Origin of the sequence: Mammaliicoccus sp. B-M6 (assembly GCF_022386965.1) — a bacterium.
Lineage (GTDB): Bacteria > Bacillota > Bacilli > Staphylococcales > Staphylococcaceae > Mammaliicoccus > Mammaliicoccus sciuri_A.
This window is the reverse complement of sequence record NZ_JAJNHJ010000022.1, coordinates 1-25,546: the sequence shown is the minus strand read 5'-3', so window position 1 is coordinate 25,546 and position 25,546 is coordinate 1. Positions and strand designations below refer to the sequence as shown.

The 25,546-nt window shown below is 32.1% G+C and carries 24 protein-coding genes and 1 riboswitch; of the genes, 4 read left to right on the top strand and 20 right to left on the bottom strand.

Going from position 1 to position 25,546, the window contains the following annotated elements:
* Positions 1-86: 86 nt before the first annotated feature.
* From LQ693_RS09135 to LQ693_RS09120, 4 genes are read right to left on the bottom strand one after another with little or no spacing between them, the layout of a single operon-like run.
* Complete coding sequence (locus LQ693_RS09135) at positions 87-689, bottom strand: response regulator transcription factor (protein WP_025904992.1); 603 nt, start codon at positions 687-689, stop codon at positions 87-89.
* Positions 686-1,792 (bottom strand): sensor histidine kinase, encoded by a 1,107-nt coding sequence (locus LQ693_RS09130; protein WP_025904991.1) that lies wholly within the window; start codon positions 1,790-1,792, stop codon positions 686-688. Before LQ693_RS09130 ends, LQ693_RS09135 begins: the two co-directional genes overlap by 4 nt.
* Entirely contained in the window at positions 1,792-2,523 is a 732-nt protein-coding gene (locus LQ693_RS09125) for an ABC transporter permease (protein WP_106417328.1), read from the bottom strand. Before LQ693_RS09125 ends, LQ693_RS09130 begins: the two co-directional genes overlap by 1 nt.
* A gap of 6 nt (positions 2,524-2,529) precedes the next feature.
* The gene (locus LQ693_RS09120) at positions 2,530-3,396 is read right to left on the bottom strand and encodes an ABC transporter ATP-binding protein (protein ID WP_232157692.1); all 867 of its coding nucleotides are present in this window, start codon (positions 3,394-3,396) and stop codon (positions 2,530-2,532) included.
* A 168-nt stretch (positions 3,397-3,564) separates the two neighbouring features.
* On the opposite strand from LQ693_RS09120, the gene LQ693_RS09115 reads away from it, so the two are divergent.
* The gene (locus LQ693_RS09115; protein ID WP_107596436.1) at positions 3,565-4,443 is read left to right on the top strand and encodes a hypothetical protein; all 879 of its coding nucleotides are present in this window, start codon (positions 3,565-3,567) and stop codon (positions 4,441-4,443) included.
* A 44-nt stretch (positions 4,444-4,487) separates the two neighbouring features.
* Here the strand turns inward: LQ693_RS09115 and LQ693_RS09110 are convergent, their stop codons facing one another.
* The 4 genes from LQ693_RS09110 to LQ693_RS09095 form a co-directional block, all read right to left on the bottom strand.
* Positions 4,488-6,185 carry an FTR1 family iron permease gene (locus tag LQ693_RS09110; protein ID WP_239703175.1) on the bottom strand — a complete coding sequence of 566 codons (1,698 nt, stop codon included), beginning with the start codon at positions 6,183-6,185 and terminating at the stop codon, positions 4,488-4,490.
* Complete coding sequence (gene efeB / locus LQ693_RS09105) at positions 6,160-7,398, bottom strand: iron uptake transporter deferrochelatase/peroxidase subunit (protein WP_239703176.1); 1,239 nt, start codon at positions 7,396-7,398, stop codon at positions 6,160-6,162. Before efeB ends, LQ693_RS09110 begins: the two co-directional genes overlap by 26 nt.
* Positions 7,399-7,404: 6 nt before the next feature.
* Positions 7,405-8,265 (bottom strand): iron uptake system protein EfeO, encoded by an 861-nt coding sequence (gene efeO, locus LQ693_RS09100; RefSeq protein WP_239703177.1) that lies wholly within the window; start codon positions 8,263-8,265, stop codon positions 7,405-7,407.
* Positions 8,266-8,504: 239 nt separating this feature from the next.
* Positions 8,505-9,206, bottom strand: a complete 702-nt coding sequence (locus LQ693_RS09095; protein ID WP_239703178.1) for a PepSY domain-containing protein — start codon at positions 9,204-9,206, stop codon at positions 8,505-8,507.
* Positions 9,207-9,337: 131 nt separating this feature from the next.
* Positions 9,338-9,437, top strand: a riboswitch (SAM riboswitch).
* A gap of 74 nt (positions 9,438-9,511) precedes the next feature.
* Here LQ693_RS09095 and LQ693_RS09090 point away from each other — a divergent pair.
* Positions 9,512-9,730, top strand: a complete 219-nt coding sequence (locus LQ693_RS09090) for a hypothetical protein (protein ID WP_107565284.1) — start codon at positions 9,512-9,514, stop codon at positions 9,728-9,730.
* Positions 9,731-9,776: 46 nt separating this feature from the next.
* Here LQ693_RS09090 and LQ693_RS09085 read toward each other — a convergent pair whose 3' ends face one another.
* The 10 genes from LQ693_RS09085 to LQ693_RS09040 all read right to left on the bottom strand — a co-directional run bounded on the left by LQ693_RS09085 (position 9,777) and on the right by LQ693_RS09040 (position 20,642).
* Positions 9,777-10,667, bottom strand: coding sequence for an NAD(P)/FAD-dependent oxidoreductase (locus LQ693_RS09085; RefSeq protein WP_107565285.1), 891 nt, complete (start codon positions 10,665-10,667; stop codon positions 9,777-9,779).
* A 70-nt stretch (positions 10,668-10,737) separates the two neighbouring features.
* Entirely contained in the window at positions 10,738-11,118 is a 381-nt protein-coding gene (locus tag LQ693_RS09080) for an RrF2 family transcriptional regulator (protein ID WP_037589324.1), read from the bottom strand.
* 122 nt (positions 11,119-11,240) lie between these two features.
* Entirely contained in the window at positions 11,241-12,962 is a 1,722-nt protein-coding gene (locus LQ693_RS09075) for an ABC transporter ATP-binding protein (protein WP_080690511.1), read from the bottom strand.
* A 316-nt stretch (positions 12,963-13,278) separates the two neighbouring features.
* A complete protein-coding gene (celB, locus tag LQ693_RS09070; RefSeq protein WP_239703179.1) occupies positions 13,279-14,634 on the bottom strand; it encodes a PTS cellobiose transporter subunit IIC in 1,356 nt (451 codons plus the stop codon).
* Between the two features lie 21 nt (positions 14,635-14,655).
* Positions 14,656-15,159, bottom strand: a complete 504-nt coding sequence (locus LQ693_RS09065; protein WP_210142793.1) for a hypothetical protein — start codon at positions 15,157-15,159, stop codon at positions 14,656-14,658.
* Positions 15,160-15,172: 13 nt separating this feature from the next.
* On the bottom strand, positions 15,173-15,496 hold the full coding sequence (locus tag LQ693_RS09060) for a PTS cellobiose transporter subunit IIA (RefSeq protein ID WP_239703180.1): 324 nt from the start codon (positions 15,494-15,496) through the stop codon (positions 15,173-15,175).
* 13 nt (positions 15,497-15,509) lie between these two features.
* Positions 15,510-17,498, bottom strand: a complete 1,989-nt coding sequence (locus tag LQ693_RS09055) for a BglG family transcription antiterminator (protein ID WP_210142788.1) — start codon at positions 17,496-17,498, stop codon at positions 15,510-15,512.
* A 35-nt stretch (positions 17,499-17,533) separates the two neighbouring features.
* Positions 17,534-17,851, bottom strand: coding sequence for a PTS cellobiose transporter subunit IIB (locus tag LQ693_RS09050; RefSeq protein ID WP_210142786.1), 318 nt, complete (start codon positions 17,849-17,851; stop codon positions 17,534-17,536).
* 18 nt (positions 17,852-17,869) lie between these two features.
* Positions 17,870-19,300 carry a 6-phospho-beta-glucosidase gene (locus LQ693_RS09045; RefSeq protein ID WP_239703181.1) on the bottom strand — a complete coding sequence of 477 codons (1,431 nt, stop codon included), beginning with the start codon at positions 19,298-19,300 and terminating at the stop codon, positions 17,870-17,872.
* A gap of 427 nt (positions 19,301-19,727) precedes the next feature.
* On the bottom strand, positions 19,728-20,642 hold the full coding sequence (locus tag LQ693_RS09040; protein ID WP_239703182.1) for a DUF7916 family protein: 915 nt from the start codon (positions 20,640-20,642) through the stop codon (positions 19,728-19,730).
* A gap of 157 nt (positions 20,643-20,799) precedes the next feature.
* Between LQ693_RS09040 and LQ693_RS09035 the strand changes: the two genes are divergently transcribed.
* A complete protein-coding gene (locus LQ693_RS09035) occupies positions 20,800-21,723 on the top strand; it encodes an ABC transporter substrate-binding protein (RefSeq protein WP_239743670.1) in 924 nt (307 codons plus the stop codon).
* Positions 21,724-21,819: 96 nt separating this feature from the next.
* Here the strand turns inward: LQ693_RS09035 and LQ693_RS09030 are convergent, their stop codons facing one another.
* Both LQ693_RS09030 and adcA read right to left on the bottom strand, forming a co-directional pair.
* Positions 21,820-22,551, bottom strand: coding sequence for a class I SAM-dependent methyltransferase (locus LQ693_RS09030; RefSeq protein WP_239703184.1), 732 nt, complete (start codon positions 22,549-22,551; stop codon positions 21,820-21,822).
* Between the two features lie 158 nt (positions 22,552-22,709).
* A complete protein-coding gene (adcA, locus tag LQ693_RS09025; RefSeq protein WP_239703185.1) occupies positions 22,710-24,311 on the bottom strand; it encodes a zinc ABC transporter substrate-binding lipoprotein AdcA in 1,602 nt (533 codons plus the stop codon).
* A gap of 176 nt (positions 24,312-24,487) precedes the next feature.
* On the opposite strand from adcA, the gene LQ693_RS09020 reads away from it, so the two are divergent.
* Positions 24,488-25,429 (top strand): nucleoside hydrolase, encoded by a 942-nt coding sequence (locus LQ693_RS09020; RefSeq protein ID WP_119650983.1) that lies wholly within the window; start codon positions 24,488-24,490, stop codon positions 25,427-25,429.
* The last annotated feature ends 117 nt before the right edge of the window (positions 25,430-25,546 follow it).

Below are 25,546 nucleotides of genomic sequence, written 5' to 3'. Positions count from 1 at the left end.
TCGGTCCATATTTCCCGTTTCTGGACCGGTAAATTTTTTTATCGGTCCAGAAATTCTCTACTTACCTCTACTACCCTTGCACCTCACTATATCCATCCTTTTTCGATTGCTTTCTGCCATGCGTCAAATCGGTTATCTGCTTCTAATTTATCTATAATTATCGATGTATAGTTTCTAATTGTGCCGTCTGATAAATATAATTCTTTTGATATTTCTTTACTGGATAAGCCTTTGCCTATTTCTTTCAATACGAGTTGTTCTTTCGGGCTTAATGGATTTCTATCTTTAAACATTGATGTCATTAAAGATTCACTATATTCTTTCTTACCGTCCATCACATTTTTAATTGTTTCGACGAGTTCATCGATTGATCGTTCTTTCAATACGTATGCATCAACATCGTTTGCTACTGCACTCTCAAAGTATCCTGGTCTTTTAAAAGTTGTAACGATGATGACTTTCGTATTTAAATTCGAATCTTTTACTTTTTTCAATACTTCTAATCCTGTCATTTTAGGCATTTCGACATCTAGTATTGCTACATCTGGCTCGTGACTTTGAATTCCTTCCAACGCATCTTCTCCATTTGAAAAGTCTCCTAAAATACTTAATTCATCATTCAATTCCATCAATTGAACCATGGCTTTCCGTAACATTTCTTGGTCCTCTGCTATAACAATTGATATCATAATGTGTCACCCCCTCTAGGCAATGTGATCGTCATTTTTAATCCTTTATTTAAATTACTTACTTTTAATTGGCCATTTAATGCATGAACACGATATTTGATACTCTTAAAATCATCTTCATCAATGTGTTTCATACCTATGCCGTCATCTATGATTACCAATGTTAAATATTTATTTTCTTCAACGATTTCACCCGTTACTTTAGTAGCCTGTGCATGCTTAATGACATTGTTAACCGCTTCTCTCAAAATCATGGACAGTGCTGATTGTCGAGTTGGACTGAGCGATTGAGCTCTGTCAGCATTGTTAAATTCAAACGATAAGTTTGCATTTTCTAACAATGTTTCCATCGTCTTCACTTCTTCTTCAAAAGATTGCAACTTCAAATCATCTACAATTGCTCTTACTTTAACAAGTGCTTCTTTAGATAATTCATTCACAGACGCCATTTCTTCTTTCGCTTTATCAATATCTTTATCCACTAATTTCATCGCAAGTTCAGATTTAATACTTAAATTCGCAAACACATGACCTAACGTATCATGTAAATCTTGTCCGATTCGATTTCGTTCTTGTTCAGCAATTAACGTATTAATATGTTCATTTTTACTTCTAATTTCTTCTTTTAACTGTTCAGATTCTAACGCTTTAAAATTTCCAAACATAATAAATATAATAACAATACTCATAGGTATCATAATAATTAAATAGTCTCTATGATCAACTGCAATAATATAAATAGCAATCATAAACGACACAATATACATTAATACTTCGATAGATTTCATTTTAGTTTGAAAAACATATGGAATAATATAAGCTGCATAGAAAAAGAATAATAAATGAGAAGCATTAAAAAAGTCTACAAAATAAAATATACCTAAAAAATGAACCATTAAAAGTATTCTTCTAAGCATGCGCCTTTTAGATAAATCTACATAAATCATCATTAAATAACTTATCGTAAATAGAGCGGTAACCAATATACCGCTCCATAAAGGTCCTCTATGACCAAGTACTGTTAAACTCAATATCGGAAAGATGAGATAAATTAAGTTTGATGAACCTATAGGATTCTCTTTAATTCTTTCTAATAATGTCATTAAACCACTTCCGTCTTTTTACGTATAATCAACGCAATACTTATAAACAGTATACAATAAATTGCCAATATAAGAAGTGAAACAAAGTGTATACCACCTTGAGTTGTCACAGATAAAGAGAGTTCTCTTAAATTATAAGTAGGTGTTGCATACGATACGTGCTTTAACCAATCTGGAAACTGATCTGTCGGGAACCAAAGTCCTCCCAATACAGCAAGTCCTAAATATATGATATTCGCGATAGCACTAGCTTTTTGGATATCTTTTATTTGAGATATAAGAACGCCCATTGATAAAAACATGCTAGATCCAACCCATAACATCAATCCTGAGCCAATCCACTCGCCTGCTGACATTTCAACACCTTTATAAAAAGCTCCTGTTAAAAATAAAGCGATAATAGCTAAACAAAACATGCACATGAGTTTCATTACTTTCCCTGCATAGTAATAACTTGGTGATAAAGGTGTTTTGAATAAATTTTTAGACCATCCAATTTTCTTATCTTCTATCATCTCTAATGGAAATGTCATAATACAGAAACTACTTAAACTGAACGTCGCCATACTAAACATATATTCTTTATAAAATTTAGCTTCGTATTCTTTAGGTAAATCTAATAGTGCTGTGAATATTAAATAAAATACTAACGGCAACATAATCGAAAGTATTAAATATGATTTTTTTCTAGTTAACAATAATAATTCAGATTTAAAATACGCCCATAACATATCTCATCAAACCCTTTCTTCGTTTTTTGAAAATATCGTATCCATCAATGACTCTTTAATAATTTCTACCTCATTAAAATCAATGCCATAGTCTATAAAAGCTTTAATTACAGGATTTACATCTTCAGTCGTAATGATGAGCATATCTTTAGATGCTTCAACCGAAACATTTTTAAGGACATTCACTACTTCTTTTTTCGATAAAGGAATTTGAATCATTGTTTTATTTTCGCTATGACGTATCGCTCTAGGTGTACTATCCATAACAAGCTCACCTTTATTAAGTACAACAACTCGGTCAGCCATTCTTTCAACTTCTTCAATATAATGAGAAGTATAAAATATCGTTTTACCTTCTTGTTTCATTTCCTCAATCACTTTCCAGAAATGCTTCCTCATTTCAGTATCCATCGCACTTGTCGGCTCATCCAAAATGACAAAGTCCGGTTTCCCAATAATAGATAATGTAAAATCCAATATTCTGCGTTCACCACCAGATAATTTAGCAGCAAATTGTTCAAGTTTATCATTATCAAATCGAGTAATTTCTTTAAAAGTTTCTATCGAAATCGTATCTTTATAAAAAGACTTAAAAAGATAAAACAACTCCTTAACTTTCATCACATCCGGAAAAGCCGTCGTTTGAAACAAAATACCCATCCGCTTCTTATCTAATTGTTGATTATCACTAATAATTTGCCCGTCATTAGGATGTCTGTCACCAATAATCATATCAATCAAAGTAGACTTACCAGCACCATTTGGACCAATTAAAGCCGTACATTCACCCTCATTAATTTGAAAAGAAACATCACTCACAACTTTTTTCTGATTATAGATTTTCGTTACATTTTGAACATCAATCACAATCATCACCGTCCTTTATAAGTTACTTATATTATAAAAAATCACACCACCCGTTATAAGTACAAACTGTCACGAATATCATATGACAAATGTCATGAATGATTGCGAGATTCAATTGACAATATTTGGAATGTATAGATAATTTATTGTAAGAAGTGTTTGAGGATGATGAAGATGAATAAAATAACAGTAATAAATAAAAGTAATCACACAAGTGTAGTTCTAAGCATCAATAATTATATTAAATGGATAAATAGAAATAACATATTAAATCAAAACATTAAAATTTTTATCCATGATGCTCCAATAAGTTCTTATGGTTATCTTTCAGATTGCCAAGTAGACTTTGATAATCGTCATATATATTATTCTTTATATAATATTGAAGAATATCTTGTGTCTAAGAAGAGCAATAACATTATTGTAAACAGATTGGAATATGCACTTTCTGAAATTTTACATGATTTAAATTATCATATCGCACAATTCTATACTTTAGAGTACGAAAAAGTTACACATAAAGAACTCATTGATCATTTTGACCGATTTGAATATAACATTAGAAAATACAGTTATTATTTAACTTACAAATATTTATTTTGTTATAATAATAGTTCTACACTTTATAAAGATGGACTTACGTTGAAGTTTGATTCTGAAATAAGTGCTCATTTAAAGAAGGCTTTTGTACAATTTAGAAATTTCATTAAAAAAGAATTGGAATTCCCTTTAAAAGTTAATATTCATATTACGCATAAAGAACTCGAAGATTCTTTAGGTTACTTCCAATATCCCGAATCTTTATTTAAGTATCCGAGAATAGTCGTTTCCACACATAGCTATGAACAATTAAAAAAAGAAATGTCACTTTTCGATAGTGATTTAAATATTTTAAGAATATTAGCACATGAGATTAGACATTATCAAGATTATATAAGTGACAATATAATTTTAGATGAAAAGATGAGTGAGAAGTTAGCAGACAAATATGAAGATGAACTCATACAAGAATTTATTGATCAAGTTTATTATGTTAATTATCACGAATACTAAAAAACGCTAAGACAAATGGCTTTGTCTTAGCGTTTTAAATTACTCTATTTTTTCTTACTCATTGCATAATAAATCACAACTAAAATGACTAATGCTAATTGTGGTATCAATGTTTCGTATGTTGGATAAAATCCTATTAAGTCTATGAATGGTAAGTGATTAATTGTATGTTGTGGTACTATGTTTAATATTTGTAATGTATGGATACTTACGCCTAATATTTTAAATGCCAATATAAATATGAATAATGACATGATAAAGAATAAGCGATGTATTGGTATCCATTTTGTAATTTGGTTAAAGAAGATTGCGATTAACGCCAGTATGACGGATGCGACGATAATTCCTAATATTAATGACCATGTTGAAATTTTCCCAACGATACCTAAATAGAAGATAATCGTCTCTGCACCTTCTCTAAATACAGATAAGAATGCGACTAACCCGAAAGTAACGATACTTCCTGTAGACATAGCTTTATCCATATTTTTATTGATGAAGTTCTGCCACGAATCTAAACTTGATTTATAGTGCAACCAGATACCTACGATAATCATTAATATCACAGATCCAATACCTACTATACCTTCTGTTAATTCTCTTGTTGAACCTAGGTTTTCAAATATCGCTTTAAATATGAAAGCTAACGCAATACTTAATACAATACCGATGACACTGCCTGTAACAATCCATTTTGATGCTTTTCTTTGTTCAGATTTACGTGTTACAGTAAGCAATGCCATAATAATGAGCAGTGCTTCTACACCTTCACGTAATAAGATTAAAGCTGCATCCCAAAATGTATAGCTCGTCTTAGAAATGGTTGATTTAATTTCTTGATTGAGCGTTTCTAACTGGCTACCAATGTCATCTTTATTATCTGCATCAAGTTGACCTGCATATTGAGGAATTTTCTGTTCTATTTTAGTGTACAACGCACCATTTCTCGTGCTAATTTCACTCTCAACATTTGGCCATGCAATAATAAATTGTTGTAACGCTTGCTTTGATTTCGCTAAATCATCATTTTTTATATTTTTAATCGCAGTATCTAAATGTTCATTTAAAATGTTAACATCTTGATCGCTTGTTTTAGCATCTGATTTTTTCCCTGCATGGTAATCATCAAGTTCTTTTTTCAATTGATCAACTTGCATTTGTGCACTACTAGCGTCTACTTTATCTTTCGTTAATTCAATTCTTGTAAACATTAATGCAGTTTCAACTTGACCATATCTGCCAATATCTTCTTCTCGAACAATTTTTTCATTCTTTGTCCAAGTCGCATTTAATTGATTGTTAATCGTTTTTGCTTTTTCAAAATCTTTATCTGAAATCGCCTTTGTTATATTCTTAATCAATGGCTGCATTTCATTTTGTAACTGATCTCGTTTCTTCTGTTTATCAACAGGATTTAATACTTTTTCATAATCAATTAAATCAGAAGTCAGTGTATTTAGCGCACTTTCTCTATCTTTTTGAGACGTTGTTTTTTCAACTTTTTCGATATCTTGATCTATTTTTTTCACAAGTTTATGGTCTTTTTTATTCGTACTTTGCCAATTATCTTTGATCTCTTTGAAATGCTTATCGAATGCCTTTTCGTCTTTATCTTGTATCGACGATTTGGCATCCGTCACACTAATATAAATATCGCTTAAACTCGTTTCTGCTTTAGCGGTCAAAGACAACAGCATAAATAGTATTGCGACTAAACTAAATACGATTGAATAACGTTTCACCTAAATATCCTCCTTCTTGGACACCTGGTAAACATAGAAAAATACCTGAACCTCGATGTGTAATATATTCATTTAATTTATCAATAGCACCCATTTTACTTTGGATTTTAATAAATTGTTCAGGTGATTTTTGGAATGATAGAAAGAGTAATCCTGCATCAAAAGTGCCTGTATTGGCATTTATACCATCTGAATATGAAAAAGATCTTCTTAATAAATTCGTTTTAGCTGCTTTTGCTAAACTGACATGTGACTCTTTTTCTATCAAGTTCTCGCCATTTTTATCTTTAATATCAGGGTCAAATGTATCAAATTCTTTTTCTTTACCAATTGGCGCACCAGAATGACGGTATCTAGCAAATGTCGCTTCTTGTTCACCTAAAGCCGTTCTATCCCATGTTTCTAACAACATTTGAATTCTTCTTGCGACTAAATATGACCCATTTTTAGCCCAGCCATCTTGTATAAAGACGTATTCATTCAAATCACTTTTATTTTGGACATTAGGATTACCTGTTCCATCTTTAAAAGAGAATAAATTTCTAGGTGTTTCTTTCTTACCATCTTTTTCTTCAAATGAGTTAAATCCTGCTTGGCTCCACTTCATTGAAACTTCACCTTTAGCCACTCTAATTAAATTTCTAATGGCATGAAAATTAACTTGTGGATCATCTGAGCATGCTTGTATACAAATGTCTCCACCTGAATAGTTGTCATCAATTTGATCTTTAGGAAAATGTGGTAAATCTTTTAATAAATCTGGTTTATGCTTTTTCAATCCAACTTTTTCAAAGAATGAAGGACTTATACCAAAAGTAAGAGACAGACGACTGGCGTCTAAGCCAATCGTCTCCCCTGTATCTGGACTAGGTAACATTTTGTTTTTACCAAGTTCTTTTACAAATTCACCATTCATTAAATGAACACTATAATTTGTCCATATTTTAAACATTTCTTTAACATCTGAAATTGACATTTTGTTAATGCTCAGAACGACAAAGTATACATGTTTTTGTTGTTCTGTCGTGATGCCAGACTGATATTTACCATAGAAATTGATTTTATTTTTTACGCCTGTTTTATCTTTAGCAAAGTATTGAGATGCAAGAAAAGTACCGCCTACACCTGTAGAACCTATCAGTAATCTTACGCCACCAACACCAGCGATCTTAAGAAAATCCCTTCTAGCTATATGATTTTCATTATTAGACATCAATCATCACTCCGTAATAACAGCCATTTGACTTAAAGATTCCCCTAATTTATCGACAGCTTCAGAAAGTTTTTTCGTTTCATCTTTAGATAGTTTCGTATAATCTTCATATCCACCATCTTTAGTCTTATATTGATCTAATAATTTATTAACATTATCAAATCTTTCTTGAGTTGTGTCAGCAAGTTTTTTGTCTTTATCTGCTACTTTATCTTTAAATATTTCAAAGATTTTTTCTGCACCTTCGATGTTTGCTTTAAAGTCATATAAGTCTGTGTGTGAATAAATTTCTTCTTCACCTGTAATTTTAGAACTAGATACTTCATTTAATAAGTCGATTGAACCTTGTAACATTAATTTAGGTGTAACATCTACTGTATCTACTTTTGCACGTAACTCTTTAGTGTCTTTTAATAATTGATCAGCAACTGGTGCCATATCTTTTGTTGTATTATCTTCCCATAATGCTTTTTCAATTTTGTGATAATCAGACCATTCGTCTTCTTTATTTTCTTCTTTCATATCTGCTAAACGTGCATCAATTTTTGGATCTAAATCACCGAAACTTTCAGCAACTGGCTCAGATCTTTCGTAGTACATACGCGCTGTAGGATAAATTTCTTTCGCTTTTTCGATATCGTCTGCTTTAACCGCTTCAACGAATTTTTCAGTATCCGCTAAGAATTTATCTAATTGTTCAGTTGTAAAATCTTTATAAGCTTTTGTTTCTTTTGAGAAATCCGCTTTTTCAGACTTTTTCGTTTCCTTTGTTTCTTTTTTATCTTCATTTTCTTTCTTATCAGCGCTATTCCCACACGCTGTTAAAATTAAAGTACTTGCTAATAAAGTTGTTGCTAACTTTTTCATCATAACACCCCCCACCTAATTGATTATCATTATCATCTTTAATTTATGCCTATAATGTGTAATAGTCAATAAAAATTTTATAGAATTCATCAAAAATACAAATCTAAGACTGTACCTATAGTATTTATATAATGAAAATCTTTTCAGACTTCTTCCGAATTATTAATTGATAATGATAATCATTCAATGAACATAAAAAAACATAGGATAAAATGAATTATCCTATGCTTCATAATAATTTAATCTGTTTCTTGTTCTAGAATTTCTTTAGACTTAGCATCAATTGTAAATTCTGTTGATTCTTTATTACCTTCTTTTAGTTCAATAGAATAAACAAGTTTGCCATTGTCTTCACTTAGTGACCATTCTTTAATATCACCTTTAGCTTTGTCTTGTGCTACTTTAAGTGCATCTTCAAATTTAGCGACATCTGATAATTTGAATGTTTGATCATTATCATCACTATCTTCTTGTTCTTTTTCAACATTCGTAACAGATTTATCATCTGCATTTATGAGTACTTTATTTTCATTTGTTCCATCTACTAATTCAACTTTATAACTCCACTCGCCTGTTTCTTTTTCAAACGATAGATCTTTAAGTTCACCTTTTGATTCTTTTTGTGCAGCTTTCACAGCATCTTCTGGAGAGACTTTAACGTCATCCCATTTCACTGTATTTTCAGTTGCTTTGTCAGAACTTTGATCGTCATCTGTGTTTTGATCATCGTCTGTGTTTTGATCATCGTCTGAATCTTGATCATCATTTGAATCTTGGTCATCATCTGTATTTTGATCGTCGTTACTATTTTCTTTAGTTGTTTGTTCTGTTTTTTCATCATTTTGATTATCTTTTTTATCATTATTATCATCGTCACCATTACCACATGCTGCTAACACGATACCTGCTGACAATAATAAAGAAAGCATTTTATACTTCATAATTTATTCCTCCTATGCTTCATATTCATTTAATATATAGACCATCTCAAAATTTTTAAACATTTAGCTTTTAAAAATTAGACAAAATGCAATTAATTCGTTATGATTAAGAAACAATAAAATAGCTCGTAGTCTTATTAAGAGTAGGCGGAGGGAATTGGCCCGATGAAACCTCAGCAACAGGCGTATGTACTGTGCTAAATCCAACAAGTTTAACTTGAAAGATAAGAAGATTCTCTAAACAGCTCTTCTTAATCTTAAGATGAGCTGTTTTATTGTAACTATCAAATTAGGAGGCAATAAATATGAGAACAAGAGACGATATTTTATCAGAACTATTAGAATTGCAGGCAAATCCACCAAGAAGTTATTCAGGTTCAATAGGAAAGACCCAGAAGAAGAACGCTTTAATCCAAGAGTTATGCAGAGTCGAGAACACAATACTTCAACCATCTTCAGATTCCGAACACCACAATGTCCAATTTGGTGACTTTGAAATTAATATTAAAATAACTAAAAAATAAGCATAATAAAGGAGTAGGACTATATTTTTCGTCCTACTCCTTTTATTTATGATTCCATAATGATTTGCATTGCTACAAATTTTGCTATTTGATTCCCATTTGCTGCTGCGTCTATAAGTTGAGATGCCATGAAATCTTTACTTTCTCCTGCAACAAATAAACCTGGTACGGATGATTCGCCTAACTCATTAATTTTTATTTTTCCGTTGTCTTCTCTTTCAATATTGAGCGCTTTTAAAAATTCAAAATCAGTATCCCACTTCACACCAATGATTGCACCGCTTCTCTTAATTCGTTCACCATTTTTAAAGATAACTTCATTAATTTGTCCTTCATGATGTTTAAATTCAGCTACTTCGCTTTCCACTAATGTGATATGTTTACTTTCAATAAACGCTTTATCTTCTTCAGTTAATAATGAAAAATCACGACTACTTATAACGATATCGTCTGTCCAATTGTTAATGAGCATCGCCATATGTTTCACATGTTCAGGTTGAACAGCTACGAGTAATGGTTTATGTCTCAATTCATATCCATCACACCATGGACAATAAAAGACAGATTTGCCGTAACTTTCTTTTAAACCTTCAATTTCTGGTAATGTTTCTCGCAATCCTGTACATACCATAATTTTTTTAGCTTTATATTGTTGATTGGATGTTTCAACAATAAAATAATGCTCTTCTTTCAATATGTTTAACACCGTGTCATTGATACGTGTTACATCATCATATTGATCTACATCATGTTCTCCTTTAGCTCTCAATTCTTCAGGTCTTACACCGTCTTGTGTTAAAAATGCATGTGAATGCTGTGTCACTTTATTTCTTGCATTATTATTGTCTATCACTAACGTCTTCTTTAAAGCTCTTCCTAACGTGAGTGCACTCGCTAATCCCGCTGGCCCTCCACCTATTACGATACAATCAAACATGGTATTTCCACCTTTCATAACTATTATAGAGTCGTAATATCTATAATTGATAGATAAAAAAAGATTTAACTTACATTAAATCTTTTAAAGTTTTATTTTTCAAAGCTTGCGTCATTTCATCTTCAGCAGAAGTTAATATCGCTTGAATCTTACATTCTGGACCGTGATCAAAGCTATCTTCAAGTGTACTTTGATGACCATCAATTGCAGTAATAATATCATAGACAGTTATGTCTTCCCAATTATTAACTAAGTAATAACCACCTTTTGCACCAGATGCAGATTTTATGACGTTTGCCTTTACTAATTGCGTTAATATTTTAGATAAATATGTTACAGATACATTTAACGTTTCAGATAAACTTTTAACATTGATGGGCTGTTGGTCTCTTTTAGCAATTAAATATGCCAATGCATGCAATCCATAGTCTGATCCTTTAGAAATCTTCATGTTACACCTCTTAATCATAGATATTACCACTCTATAATAACAACTTTACAGCGAAAGTCTATTATTTAGCTCAAAATATAAAAATGCAGAGACCTTTTTTCAAAAAGATCTCTGACACTATGTTAAAATTCATCAATTTGTTCAAACTGTGACATGTATAAATCTTTGTATTTGCCGCCTTTATCCATGAGTTCATCATGACTGCCCATTTCTTGAATTTGACCTTGTTCGATATATACAATTCTATCGACATGTCTAATTGTACTCAGTCTATGCGCAATAATCAGTGATGTTCGACCACGTGATAAATTCTTAAATGCTGATTGTATTTTATTTTCAGTTTCAACATCTAAAGCACTTGTTGCTTCATCAAGAATAATAATTGGCGGATTCTTCAAGAACATTCTCGCAATTGAAATACGTTGCTTTTGTCCACCAGATAATTTTGTACCGCGTTCCCCAACAACAGTATCTAAACCTTCTGGCAATTCATCTACAAACGTTCTTAATTGTGCTTGGTCAACTGCGTAATTAATTTCTTCTTCGGTTGCATTTAAATTACCATAAATAATATTATCTCTTAATGTTCCACCGAAAAGAAATACATCTTGTTGTACGACACCAATTTGTTTTCTTAATGATTCCAACTTATAAGATTTAATGTCTCGATTATTGATTTTAATCTTACCTTGTAACGGGTCGTAGAACCTTGGTAATAACGAACAAATTGTCGTTTTACCTCCCCCACTCGGTCCTACTAGTGCTACTTTTTCACCTTGTTCAATTTTGATAGATAGCTGATTTAAGATTAATTTCTCTGAATATTTGAATGATACATCTTCATATTCAATCGTATCTGGTTCATCTATAAATTCGATAGCATCGTCATTATCTTTAATTTCTGGATCCATATTTACTATTTCTTTAAAATTTTTGAATCCAGCAATACCTTTAGGAAATAGTTCAATAACCATATTAATAGACTCTAACGGTTTAAATAACAGATTTGTAATCATAATAAACGCTACAAATCCACCATATGATAGTGATCCATTTAATACAAAATAACTTCCTAAAATCAGTACAAAGATTAACGTTAATTTTTGAGCAATATGACTAATTGACAAGTTCCAAGACATATAAGAATATGCTTTTAATTTTGTCGCTCTAAAATTGTCATTGACCTTTTTAAATCTTGCTAATTCGTGACCTTCATTTGTAAATGCTTGTACAAGACGCATACCACCAACATTATCAGCAATAAGCTCATTAAATCTCGAAACATTGCTAAATAAGTTCTTAAAAGCACCTGACATCTTTTGATTAAAGTAAATCGTTAATACAAAAATAATCGGTACAACACAGAACGTAATAAGCGCAAGTTTCACATCGATTGTCAACATAATGACAAATGAACCGACAAGCGTCATAACTGCTACAAACACATCTTCAGGTCCATGGTGAGCAACTTCTCCAATATCCATTAAATCGTTCGTTAATCGTCCAATGATTTTACCTGATTTTTGGTTATCAAAGAATCCAAAATTCATTTTTTGAATATGCTCGTAAAGCTCATTACGAATATCTCTTTCAATATTAGTCCCCAGTTTATGCCCCCAATACGTCACGATGAATTTCAATACAGATTCAACAACGTATATGAATAATAAAAGAAAAACAAAAATCACAATCCAACTCCAATTCTTAGTTGGCAATAGCTGATCTATAAATATACTTGTAATAAGTGGAAATACCAATTCGAGAATACCTACAAAAACAGCCGAACCAAAATCTAAGAAAAACAATCCTTTATAGGGTTTATAATATTGGAAGAATTCTTTCATAACGGACCTCCTAAATAAATTTCGACCAAATTTAATTATACTATAAAATTATATTTTTTCTGCACTTTTTAAGAATTTATTTAAAATTGTTTTTGTCTCCGAAATAAAATGAGATGATGGAGTGCTGCGCGGTGGATTTTCGGGTCTATAAATTTTTTTATCGGGCCGTATTTCTCATTTCTGGAGCGGTAATTATTTTTATCGGTCCATATTTCCCGTTTCTGGACCGGTAATTCCATTTATCGGTCCAGAAATTACACAACACAAAAAGGAAAGAGGCAACGCCACCACAGCGTTGCCTCTTCATCTCAACCTTCTATATTAATGCGTCGTTTCCTTTTTCTTGTTCTACTAATTTTTTATCATATATCTTAATAAATGGGAACCAGATTAAGAATGCTACAAATCCACAAATTAATGAAACGAGTACTGCCATGAGACTTCCTGCTGTTCCAATAAATGCTCCAAATCCAATTGGCGATGGCCATGGTACTTGTGCAATAATTGGTTTCACGAGTTCTAATTTAATAGTCCAATACCCTATTGAAGCTGATACCATTGGTGCTAAGAAGAATGGAATGGCTAAGAATGGGTTATAAACAATTGGTAATCCAAATACAAGTGGTTCATTAATGTTAAATAATCCTGGTGCTAATGATGCTTTTCCTAATACACGTAGTTGCTCTGATTTAGCTAAAAATGCGATAAACACACATAGTCCTAATGTCGCACCTGATCCACCCATAACAACGAATGAGTTCTGGAATTCACCTGCAAATGGAATATTTGCTCCTTCAATATTTAATTGCAGGTTTGATAAGACAATTGGCGTAATAAAAGCACTGATAATATTTGCGCCATGTATACCTACTATCCAAAGTGCATGAATTAAGAAGTAAATCACGAGTATACCAATCCAACTACTTGTTAAGTTAACAACAAATCCAAATGGTACAGCAATAATTTTGAAAATATCCGTATCAAAAGCTACTAATATTCCCGTAAATGCCAATATAACGAAAGCAACTAAGAATGCTGGAATTAATGCTGTAAATGATCTTGAAACCCCTTCTGGTACAGCTTCTGGCATTTTTATAATCCATTGACGTTTTACACATAGTCTATATAATTGAACGGCTATAATAGACATGATAATTGCAGTGAATATCCCGGTCGTACCTAGCCTACTGACACCATCACCAGACATTTCCCAACCATTAAAGATATTGACATCTTTTTTCATAATATTAACTAAGACCATTTTACCGTCATCCATAACTAACTGTGGAATGGCCATAAAGTAAGCAAACATAGATAATAATGCACCGTTAAGTGGGTTAACATCTAAGTCTTCTTCATCTGCGTATATTTTAGTATATTCATAACCAATAACTAAACAGAAATATAAGGCTAGTATCCCCATTGTTGCTTTATTGGCTAACATGTACAAATCACCAATTTTTAAAAATGTACTATTCCAAAATCCTTCTAAAAACGTAAAAGTCTGTGGAATAACGTTTAACACTAAAAACATTGACCCTACAATTGTAAAAGGTATACACGCCATACCAGCTGCCATAATCGCTCTTACAATTCTAAATGAAGCAATTTTCCCCATTGGACCCATTAAATACTTCTCTAAAAAAGCAAAAACTTTGTTTTCTGATCCCATTTCAAGACCCCTTTTCTTTGATTAGTTCATTGCATTTTCAAATCTTTGTAGTCGTTTATAATGCCAGTCTTTATCGTGTCGAATATTGTGTAACCTAAATAAGATGAATCCGCTGATGCATAAACCTAATACCAATATGCCAACTACGAAAAGCCGAGACGCTGATTGATCCACAATAAATGGATATAAATATTGGAATAATGGTGTGAATAATATTATGGGTATAAGCAATAGATTGATTGTGCTTATACTTAAAAAGCAATAATAAGTATATTTCGCTTGATTCGAATGATTACCATACATTCTGACTTGTTCTGCAACACTGATCAAAATCACAATCATCAACACAAGTGGCAATATCAATGCTAAAGAGCGGCTCATCACAAGTGTAAAAAACCAATATAAATTCGAAAAGAAGAACAAAGCAGACATATATCTCACTAATAAAAATCGATTAAAATACATAGCTTTGAGACTTGTTTCTCTTCTATTTTTTTCAATTTTAATTTTCGTTTCTTGATCCATTTTTATCCCTCATTTATACTGCATCATTTACTTTTTGATACAAATGCAACATCTCAATTGCGACTTCTTTTAACGTCATTGTTGTCATGAGATGATCTTGTGCATGAACCATAATAATTTCCATATTAATAGACTCACCTGATGCATATTTTTGTAGTAAATCCGTTTGAGATTGATGCGCTAACGTTATCTCTTGGTTTGCTTCATCTAATAGTTGTTCCGCTTCTTCATAGTTGTTTTCACGCATCTTTTTAAAAGCATCATGTATACTTGTACGCGCTGTACCACTATGTAAAATAATTTCAAAAGCAACAACTTGAATTTCTTCTTGTTCCATAGACTAACTCCCTTTACTTGTGATATTGACCAATCATATAGTTTTTAAAGCTGTTATAATCCTTACAATTCATCAGTTCAGAAATTTTGTCATCTGAATCTATAAGGTTCACGATAATATCTATGATGGTTTTGAGCTCATTGTCGTTATATTTTGAAGGTGATAACATAATGATTAGCTTAATATTCGGAAACTGTTCATTCCAATACACCCCGCCAGGCACAAGTGCCACCGCTATACTTGAATAATCTCCGACTGGCTGTGCAGTATGTGGAACAGCTACTTCATCACTGAATACAACTGTACTCAATTCTTCTCTATACCGAAGTTGTCGTTTCAACTTCTCTTCAAAACCTGGCTCTTCTTTAATACTTAATTGCTTGATCAAAAGCTGATATAGCTGATGTTTAGTGATTGGTTCTTCAATATAATTAAATGCATGTTCACTGCAATATTGACTAAAGAAAGAACTATATTGTTCAAGTGCCATATTCTCTTCTAACACATGGTTATATGAAAATTTTGAATCATGATGATGAATAAATGTATTAATTTTCTTAATATCTTGATCATTGAGTAATACATTCACTTGTATGACAGGCACTTTAAATACGATTGTTGATAAATCAATAGATGAAATAATCAAATCAATATTTTCTAATTTTTCGTCTGTTATTTCATAGTAGCTAATCACATCAATGATATTCATCTGTAAACTAAATTCTCTTTCTACTCGAACCTTTAACATCTGTGCACTACCATAACCAGTTGCACAAATAACGAGGACATTTAACTTTTCTCTTTGGTAATATTTTTCAATAGCTGCAAGTAAATGTAATGTTAAATACGCCCATTCTCCTTCACTGACATCTTGGTCTTTTAACTCTTCTAATTCACCAAAATAATTTTTTGTCATCGTAAGTGTCGCTTCATTTTGTGATTTAATGTCATTCAAAATTGGATTTTCCAAGTGGATATTATTGCGAATTCGTTTAATCAACGGTTGTAAGTGAGTCACTAGCCCATACAATAATTGACTGTCTGACGCCATCGGAAATCCAAAATCTGCTTCTATTTTTTCTAATATTTGAGACACACGATGTGATAAATCACTCTCTTCATCGCTTTCTTGTTGTTTCGAACCTTTGCTCATAATATGCAAACTGATATACTTCGCTTCTTCTTCTGGAAACGATATTTGATAAATACGTTCAACACGATTTAAAATTTTTCTCGCGACTGACAATTCATTTTCTGTTAATACTTCTTCATTAGAAGCAATTGTTTTTAAACAATGCCCATCTAATAGTCTTCTGATCATCAGTCCTAAATGTAGTACAAGATTTTGGAGTATATAATCTGATAAATATACTTTAGATTCTCTTGTTTCATCTACAACAATGATTGCCAACTCTTCCATATTAATTTGTTGCAAAAGTGGCGTATCTTGAAAATATTTATTAATAGAATGAAAGAAACTATTTCCTAAGAAATAATCCATGATAAAATGACGTTTATCTCGTTCATCTCCATCAATTCCGATACCATGTTGCTGTTTGCTTACAAGTTCTAAATCATATTGCGCAATCATCTTTTTTATATTTGCGATATCGTGAGATATTGTGGATCTCGAGATAAATAATTGTTCGCTTAATTGCTCAATCGTAATAGCTGTCTTATTAAAAAGTAATAAATTCAAAATATAATATTGTCTATCTTTTGAATCATTGATACTTTCTTGATTCACAGATTTAGTGCTCAAATATCTTTTTAAAAAGTTTTCAAATTCAATCATTAAATTGATTTTGAGTTGATAACCATACCCTTGTTTAGCAATTAAAGTTGCACCATTTTTTTCAATTTCAGGTTTAAGGGTTTTGATATATTTTCGAATCGTTCTATCTGAGAGTTGCAAGATCGTTGCAATTTCTGAGCTTTTGACAAATTCATTACGTCGCTGTGATAAATAACTGAGTATATCTATTTCTCTTTGACTAAGCATAAGCTTCCCTCATTTCATAGAGAATATTATACTGATTATTCTACACCTTGCAAAATTACACTCGCCAATTTTTCAATGCCCATTGGAATCGGGACATATGCTTGTGGTGGAATATTCACAACTGGTTTATTAACTCTATCTCCAGCTTCTTTTAACTTTTTAAAATACATTTTAGTTTGTGGACTCACTAAATATAAATCGAAAGATTGTTTTTCAATCATTTTCCCGCCTTCATTTGCTGAAACGGCATCGACTTCAATGTCATGTCCTTGTTCTTGTAAATAACTCGTTGTTTTTTTAGCCATTAGTGATGATGACATACCTGCTGCACATATAATTAACGCTTTTTTCATAATAAAAACCTCCAAATGTTATAATTGTTCTCCGTTACTTGCAATAACTTTTTTGTACCAATAGAATGAATCTTTTTTAGAACGTTCTAAAGTGCCATGACCTTCGTTATCTTTATCTACATAAATAAAGCCGTATCTCTTTTTCATTTCGCCAGTTCCGGCAGATACTAAATCTATGCAACCCCATGGTGTATATCCCATTAAATCAACACCATCTTCATCGACTGCTTTAATAAATTGTTCGATGTGTGTTTTTAAATATTCAATTCTATAATCATCATGAACAATGCCGTCTTCACCAAGTTCATCAATAGCGCCGAAGCCATTTTCAACAATAAACAATGGTAAGTGATACATATCTGTAAACCAGTTCATCGCATATCTTAAGCCTTCAGGGTCAATTTGCCATCCCCAATCTGAAGCTTGTACATAGTCATTTTTTACTAAATCACGTGTTTCAACATAATCATATTTTTCGTTAGATTTCTCATGTGAAATTGCGAATGACATGTAATAACTAAAGCCAATGTAATCAACTGTGCCTTGTTTCAAATCTTCAATATCTTGATCTGTAATATCTAAATTGAAGGATTTATCTTTGAAATACTGTGTCATATGACCTGGATATGCACCATGAACATGGACATCCGTAAAGTAATATCTCTTTTGCATCGCTTTTTGAGCCATTAAGATATCTTTCGGATTACAAGTTGCCGGATATATCGGACACATTGCTATCATGCAACCTATTTCAAAGTCAGGATTAATGTCATGACCAATTTTTGTTGCTTGAGCGCTCGCAACCAATTCATAGTGTGCTGCTTGATACATAATTTGTTCACGATTTTCACCAGGTTGATATTTCACGCCTGAATTCGTAAATGGCGCAAAATCTTCATCAAAGTTAGCTTGGTTATTAATCTCATTGAACGTCATCCAATATTTAACTTTGTCTTTATATCTCTCAAAACAAACTGTTGCAAATCGAACGAAGAAGTCAATCACTTTCCTATTTCGGAAGCCAGCATATTCAGTTACAAGATGATAAGGCAATTCAAAGTGAGACAATGTTACGACAGGTTCAATCCCATACTTCAAACACTCATCAAATAAATCATCATAGAATGCTAAACCTTGTTCATTAGGTTCTTGGTCGTCACCATTCGGAAAAATTCTTGACCATGCGATCGAAGTTCTGAAACATTTAAAGCCCATTTCACTAAATAATTGAATATCTTCTTTATATCGATGATAAAAATCAATCGCTTCATGGTTTGGATAATATTTACCTTCAATAACGCCGTCTGTAATTTCTCGATGTTTCCCGTGAGAAGCTGCAGTCATAACATCTGCAACACTGATTCCTTTACCATCTTCTTGCCAAGCACCTTCAAGTTGATGCGCCGCAACAGCACCTCCCCATAAAAAATCCTCTGGTAGTTTTGACATTGAAACCTTCCTCCTTTAATCAAACATTTCTTAATACAATTTTATTGTAAACGTTTTCATAAACGAGTAGCATATCGAAAAGTTCCGTAGTATTACGGAAGTCTTTTATAATAGGTAGATTTTATGCATATTTGGCTGATTTATTATGGTGATTGTGCAGTAGATTATAATGAGGTGAGGTTTTCGGGTCAATAATTTATTTTATCGGCCTGATAATCCCGTTTTCGGGTCGCTATTTATTTTTATCGGCCTGCAAATCCTGTTTCCGGGTCGCTATTTATTTTTATCGGACTGTAAATCTTGTTTTCTGGACCGATAAATTTTCGTATCGGTCCGTATTTCCCGTTTCTGGACCAATACTACCTTTCCAAACAAATATGAAAAGGATGAGACAGCCTACACTGTCTCATCCTCTCCAACTTCCCATTTATCTATTAATGGATCTTGCTATTCTAGATACTGTATGGCGTTGCCCTCTAATAGCTTTACTTAATGCATATATATTCTCGACTGGTGCTAATCCACCATATCCTGCATCACCTATATGTTGAATATCAACGCCTAATGTTTTATTTTTAATAGCTATTTCTCTAATCGTCGCCTCATCCGAGCCTTCTTGAGATGTACCGATTGCACTCATCACTAGTGCGCCATGTTTATGTGCTACTTGAACAGATTCTCTCACTTCTTCTTCACTGACCCCCCATACTGTTCCTACTGCTGGCACTAGTATAATATCTGCTCCAGCTTCTACAAAATTCGTAATAGCTTCTAAATTAACGACCGGCTCATCTACACCTGAGCCGTGCATCTTACCAGCAATAATCAGCCCATTAAAATGAGATTTCCCTACTTTAATCGCTTCTAAAATATGATTGTTTGTAACACCTGTTGCTGGATTCCCAGTTAAACATACAAAATCAAAACCTAATTTTTCAGCTTGTATAAAAGTTTCTTTAGTCGCTTTTCTACCAGCAGAAATATCCAGTTTCACTTCTGCCATATTCGCCTTATCATCAACTGGTTCTAAATTTACGCCAATAGGTCTTCCGACAAGTTTCTTTAAATCTTGAACAGCATTGCCAGTACCTTGATAAGCATCATGGTATAGACCTTTAATTTCTGGTTCATTGACATCTAAAGCATTCAGTAAAATCATATCCGCTCCAAAAGCAGTTGCCATTTCCGCATTTGTAATATCTTGAACTAAAGCAGGCGTATGTACGACAACATTCTCACTAAGTACCGTTCTACCTTCACTCGCCTTAATACTTTGCTCCAATTCCTCTGATGAAAAATTCAAAATATCAGACGTATTTGCACTAATTAATCGTTTAACCAAAATATTCACCCCTTCTTTTACTAACACAAACCAAAGATATATTTAAAAAACAACAAAGTCAAATTAATTTAAAAATAAAGTATTGAATAATTAATGTTGATTGCTATAATTTAAATGACATTGATTATCATTATCATTTATTTGGAGGGTTTAATTTATGAAAAGATTATTTATTTTTTTCTTATGCTTATTATTTTTCTTGGCAGCTTGTAATGGCTCAGATACTAAAGAAAAGTCGTCAGAAACAAAATCGAATTCTTCATCTGATACTAAAGTATTTAAACAAGATGATGGGGAAAAAATCAAAATACCTAAAGATCCGAAAAGAATTGTCGTATTACATCCGACATACATAGGTGCATTAGTTGAATTTGGCCATAAACCTGTTGGCGTCATAGATTTTGTGAAACAAAATAAAACTTTATCTGATGCTACTAAAGGTGCAAAAATGTTAGGTCAAAATAATGTTGAAGATATTGCTAAAACAAAGCCGGATTTAATCATTACTACTAAAGAAGATAAAAACATTAATAAACTCAAAAAAATTGCACCAACTGTCCAAATGGATGCTATGAAATCAGACTACAAAGCTGCTACTAAAGAACTCGGGGAAATTGTAAATGAACAAGAAAAAGCCAAAAAATGGATAAAATATTGGGAAGAAAAACTTGAAAAAGATAAAAAATCTTTAGGTGATAAAGTAGACGGGAAAACTATTACAGTCCTACAATCAACACCAAAAGGTTTAACAGCTTTCGGTAAAAACTATGGACGTGGTACAGAAATTGTTTACGGTGGTTACGGAATGACACAACCTGAAAAATTAGAAAAAGAAACAAAGAATGCTTATATGGCAACGCCATCTGAAGAAGAACTTTCTGATTATACGGGTGATTATATTATACTAGCACCAATGGGAGAAACACCACAATTCACACAAACAACTAACTGGAAAAACCTTGATGCAGTCAAAAATAATCATATTATCGAATTAGATTTACAACAAACGCAATATAATGACCCAATTTCTCTTGAAAAACAAAGAGAAATTATTTTAAAACAACTAAAAGAAATGAAATAAAATATTACTGAGCATAAATTTAAGCACACGTATAAAGTTGAAAACTTTTCAATTATACGTGTGTCTTTTTATAAATATTAACTTGTTCTACCTCTTCTACTTTTTCTTTGCTTTTACTAATAGAAATGGTGGGAATTGTTTCAGCTTATTGATACGTGCTTGATCGTACATTTTAAATACTTCCTCAGACTGTCCGAGGTCTTTTACACATTGAATTTCAAAGTCATTTTCTATTAAATTATTGAAGATTGTCTCAATTGTATGATGATATTTATAAACATCCGCTCCTAACCAATTTGCTGAGCGAGAAGATTCATCAAAATAATGTTCCATTCGTAAAAATACACCTTTGTCATCTTCTAGTGCAACTTCTGGATCTTTAGTGGCTGTTTGTATAGGATGTTCCATTGTAAAGAGTAACGTGCCACCACTAACTAAAAGCTGATTCAATTTCTCGGCGCATCTCTTAAAATCTTGAATATAATGAAACACAAGAGAAGATACGATTACATCATACGTTTCATTCGTCTCAAAATCCATAAATGATTCATGATATAACGTGACATTGTTAGAATTGAATTTATCGCGACTTGCGTTAATCATATTGAGTGACTCATCTATTCCTACAATATGTTTAGGATGTAATTTCAACATATACGCAGTTAAATGCCCCATACCACAGCCAATATCAAGTACTGTTTTGTCTTCTAAATCTGGCATTAACCGCTTCATCTCAGGCATTTCAACAACTTCGTTATAACTTAATGCATAATTTCTTTTTTGTTTATATCCTTCAAAGAAATCATCTTGATCATAAATATTTGTCATCTTAATATCCCCCTTTTATTAAATTTAGTATAACAATCATTTATATAAAAAATAGACTTATATTTAAGTATTCGATATGATGTAGGTATAGTAGTGCCAAAAATAATTCCATTATATATAAAAGAACCTAAGACCACCGTGGTCCCAGGTTCTTTGCTTTAATGTGCTAACATTTCTTCTTTAACTTCGTCTTTAGATAATTTAGCTGGATAATAAGTTGGCCAGTTATCTAATTCTTTTAAGACTTTATCTTTATCATTGCCTGTGAATATATGGAAATGTGCAGCTTTTTTAGGATAAATATTGTGATCGCTAAATTGTACATATTTCGGTAAGTTATCGTTTGATTCACCTTTTAATTTAAATGTGTATCTTACGCCTCTATTACCTTTTTCATATTTCAAGATATCATAGCCATCGTACGCATATTCTCCAGTTGTTGTTTTACCTTCTTTAGTGAAACTGATTTTATTGCCTTCAATTTTGATGTTTTCGACATCTGTTTTATAGCCTTTATCATAATAAGCTTTATATTCTTTTTCAGACATCTTGCCATCTTCTTCAGCTTTATGTTCGAAGACTTCATCAAGTGTGCCATCTTTTAAATATGGATATACTGATTGCCAGTCACCTTCATAATCTGATAGTTTACGGTCTTTTACTTGTGAATCTTTGAAATACCCTTTTTCAATTGCTTTATCATGAGATGCAGCTTTCTTGTCATCTTTCGTTGTAATCTTGTCGTTTAATGATTTTTCGATATTTTTAATATTTTCCTTCATTAATGATTGATATGAAAGATCTTTTTCTTTTAATTGTTCTTTCGTTAAAGATTCCATATTATTAAATGTTAATGGTTTAGCATCTGTTTCTTTTCGAATTGTGTCTGTAATTTTTGATGAAATATTGCTTTCATATAAGATGTATTTCGCATCTGTATCTTTAATTTCTTTAACAATTTCAGTTAATTCTTTTTGTGATGGATCTTCAGCATTCATACTTTGAACACCTTTTTGAACAAATCCATAACGATTTGCTAAGTAACCTAGAGATTCATGAGAGATAAATACTGTATGGCCTTCATGACCTTTAGTAGCATCTTTTAATGATTGATCGATATCCGATAATTCATTATTTAATTTTTTATAATTTTTCTCATAATTTGCTTTATGGTCTGGGTCTTTCTTAATTAATTCATCTTTAATTCCTTTGATCATTTCTTGGTCGATTTTAGGATCTAACCATACATGAGGATCAAATCCACCGTGGTGATGATGTTCATGTTCGTGTTCATGCTCTTCATGGTCTTCATGGTCTTCTCCATGTTCATGATGTTCATCTTCGTCATCATGATCTTCCCCGTGCTCGTGACCATGTTCATGTTGATCTGTTAAAAGTTCTGATTGATCCATACTATTTTGAAGTGATAATTTTTTATCATCTTTTTTAATAGTTGAGGCAATTTTCTTTGCTACTGGATCTAAATCGTCTCCTGTATAAACAAATAAATCTGCTTTACTCGCGTTTAAAATATCTTTTTGCGTTGGTTCATAACTATGTAAATCTGTTCCTGCAGGATAAATTGATTCTACTTCTACATGCTTACCGCCAATTTGTTCTATAAAAGATTTCAATGGGTAAACTGTCGTCTTTATCTTTAATTTATCAGAATCATTATTTTTGCTATCTGTTTGATTACAGCCAGCTAATACCATACAAATTGCAAAAACAACTGTTAGTACCCCAATCCATTTTTTCATCTCGTACACTCCTTATACAAATAGTAACGTTTACGATTTAAAATTATATACGTATCTTTATTAAAAAACAAGACCCTATTTAGAATAATTTTTTTATAGTCTGTTTATTTTGTTTAGTTGAAAACGCTTTAGTATAATGACATCAAGACATACATTAATTAAGAGGACGTGTTTAAATGTTACAAAATAGAAAAATCATCATGGATTGTGATCCTGGGCATGACGATGCTATCGCATTAATATTGGCTGGTGCTCAATCCAGCCCATTAAATATCTTAGCAGTGACAACTGTTGCGGGAAATCAATCAGTAGATAAGAATACAACAAACGCTTTAAACGTATTAGATATTATGAATAGAGGCGACATTCCTGTTTCAGTCGGTGCGGACAGACCTTTAATCAAGAAAGCTGCATTTGCTGAAAGTATTCATGGTGAAAGTGGCTTAGATGGTCCTGAATTACCAAAAGTTCCAAACTTAAAGCCTACAAATAAGCATGGTGTAAATGTCATAATTGAAGAAGTACTAAAAAGTAACGAACCCATTACACTCGTAGCAACAGGACCATTAACAAATGTTGCGATGGCACTTATCCAAGAACCTAAAATCGCTCATAATATAGAAGAAATCGTCATTATGGGGGGTGGAACGTTTGGAAATTGGACCCCAACATCGGAGTTTAATATTTGGGTTGATGCAGAAGCAGCGAAAAAAGTATTTGAAAGTGGCATCCCAGTTGTAGTATTCGGATTAGATGTGACGCATCAATTATTAGCAGATGATGCTGTAATTGAAAGATTTCATCAAATCAATAATCCAATTTCTCATTTCGTAGTTGAGCTCTTAAAGTTCTTTAAATCTACATATAAATCACAATTCGATATGGACGGTGGTCCAATTCATGATGCTTGTACAATTTTATATTTACTGCATCCTGAAATATTCACGTTACAAAAAACATTTATCCAAATCGAACATCAAAGTGACCTCACATATGGCACAATGTCTGTAGATTTGCATAATACTTATAAACAAGAACCTAACGCCTATTTCGCTACAGAAGTGAACGTAGACTTAGCATGGGACATCATGGAAAAAGCATTAAAAAGTTATGAATAAAAAATAAAAGGCTAGGATATCATTAATGCACTAACCCCAGGATGTGGGAGTAAAATAAAAACACTTTCGTTGAATTCATATTAAAATGAATTTATACGGAGGTGTTTTTTCTATGAA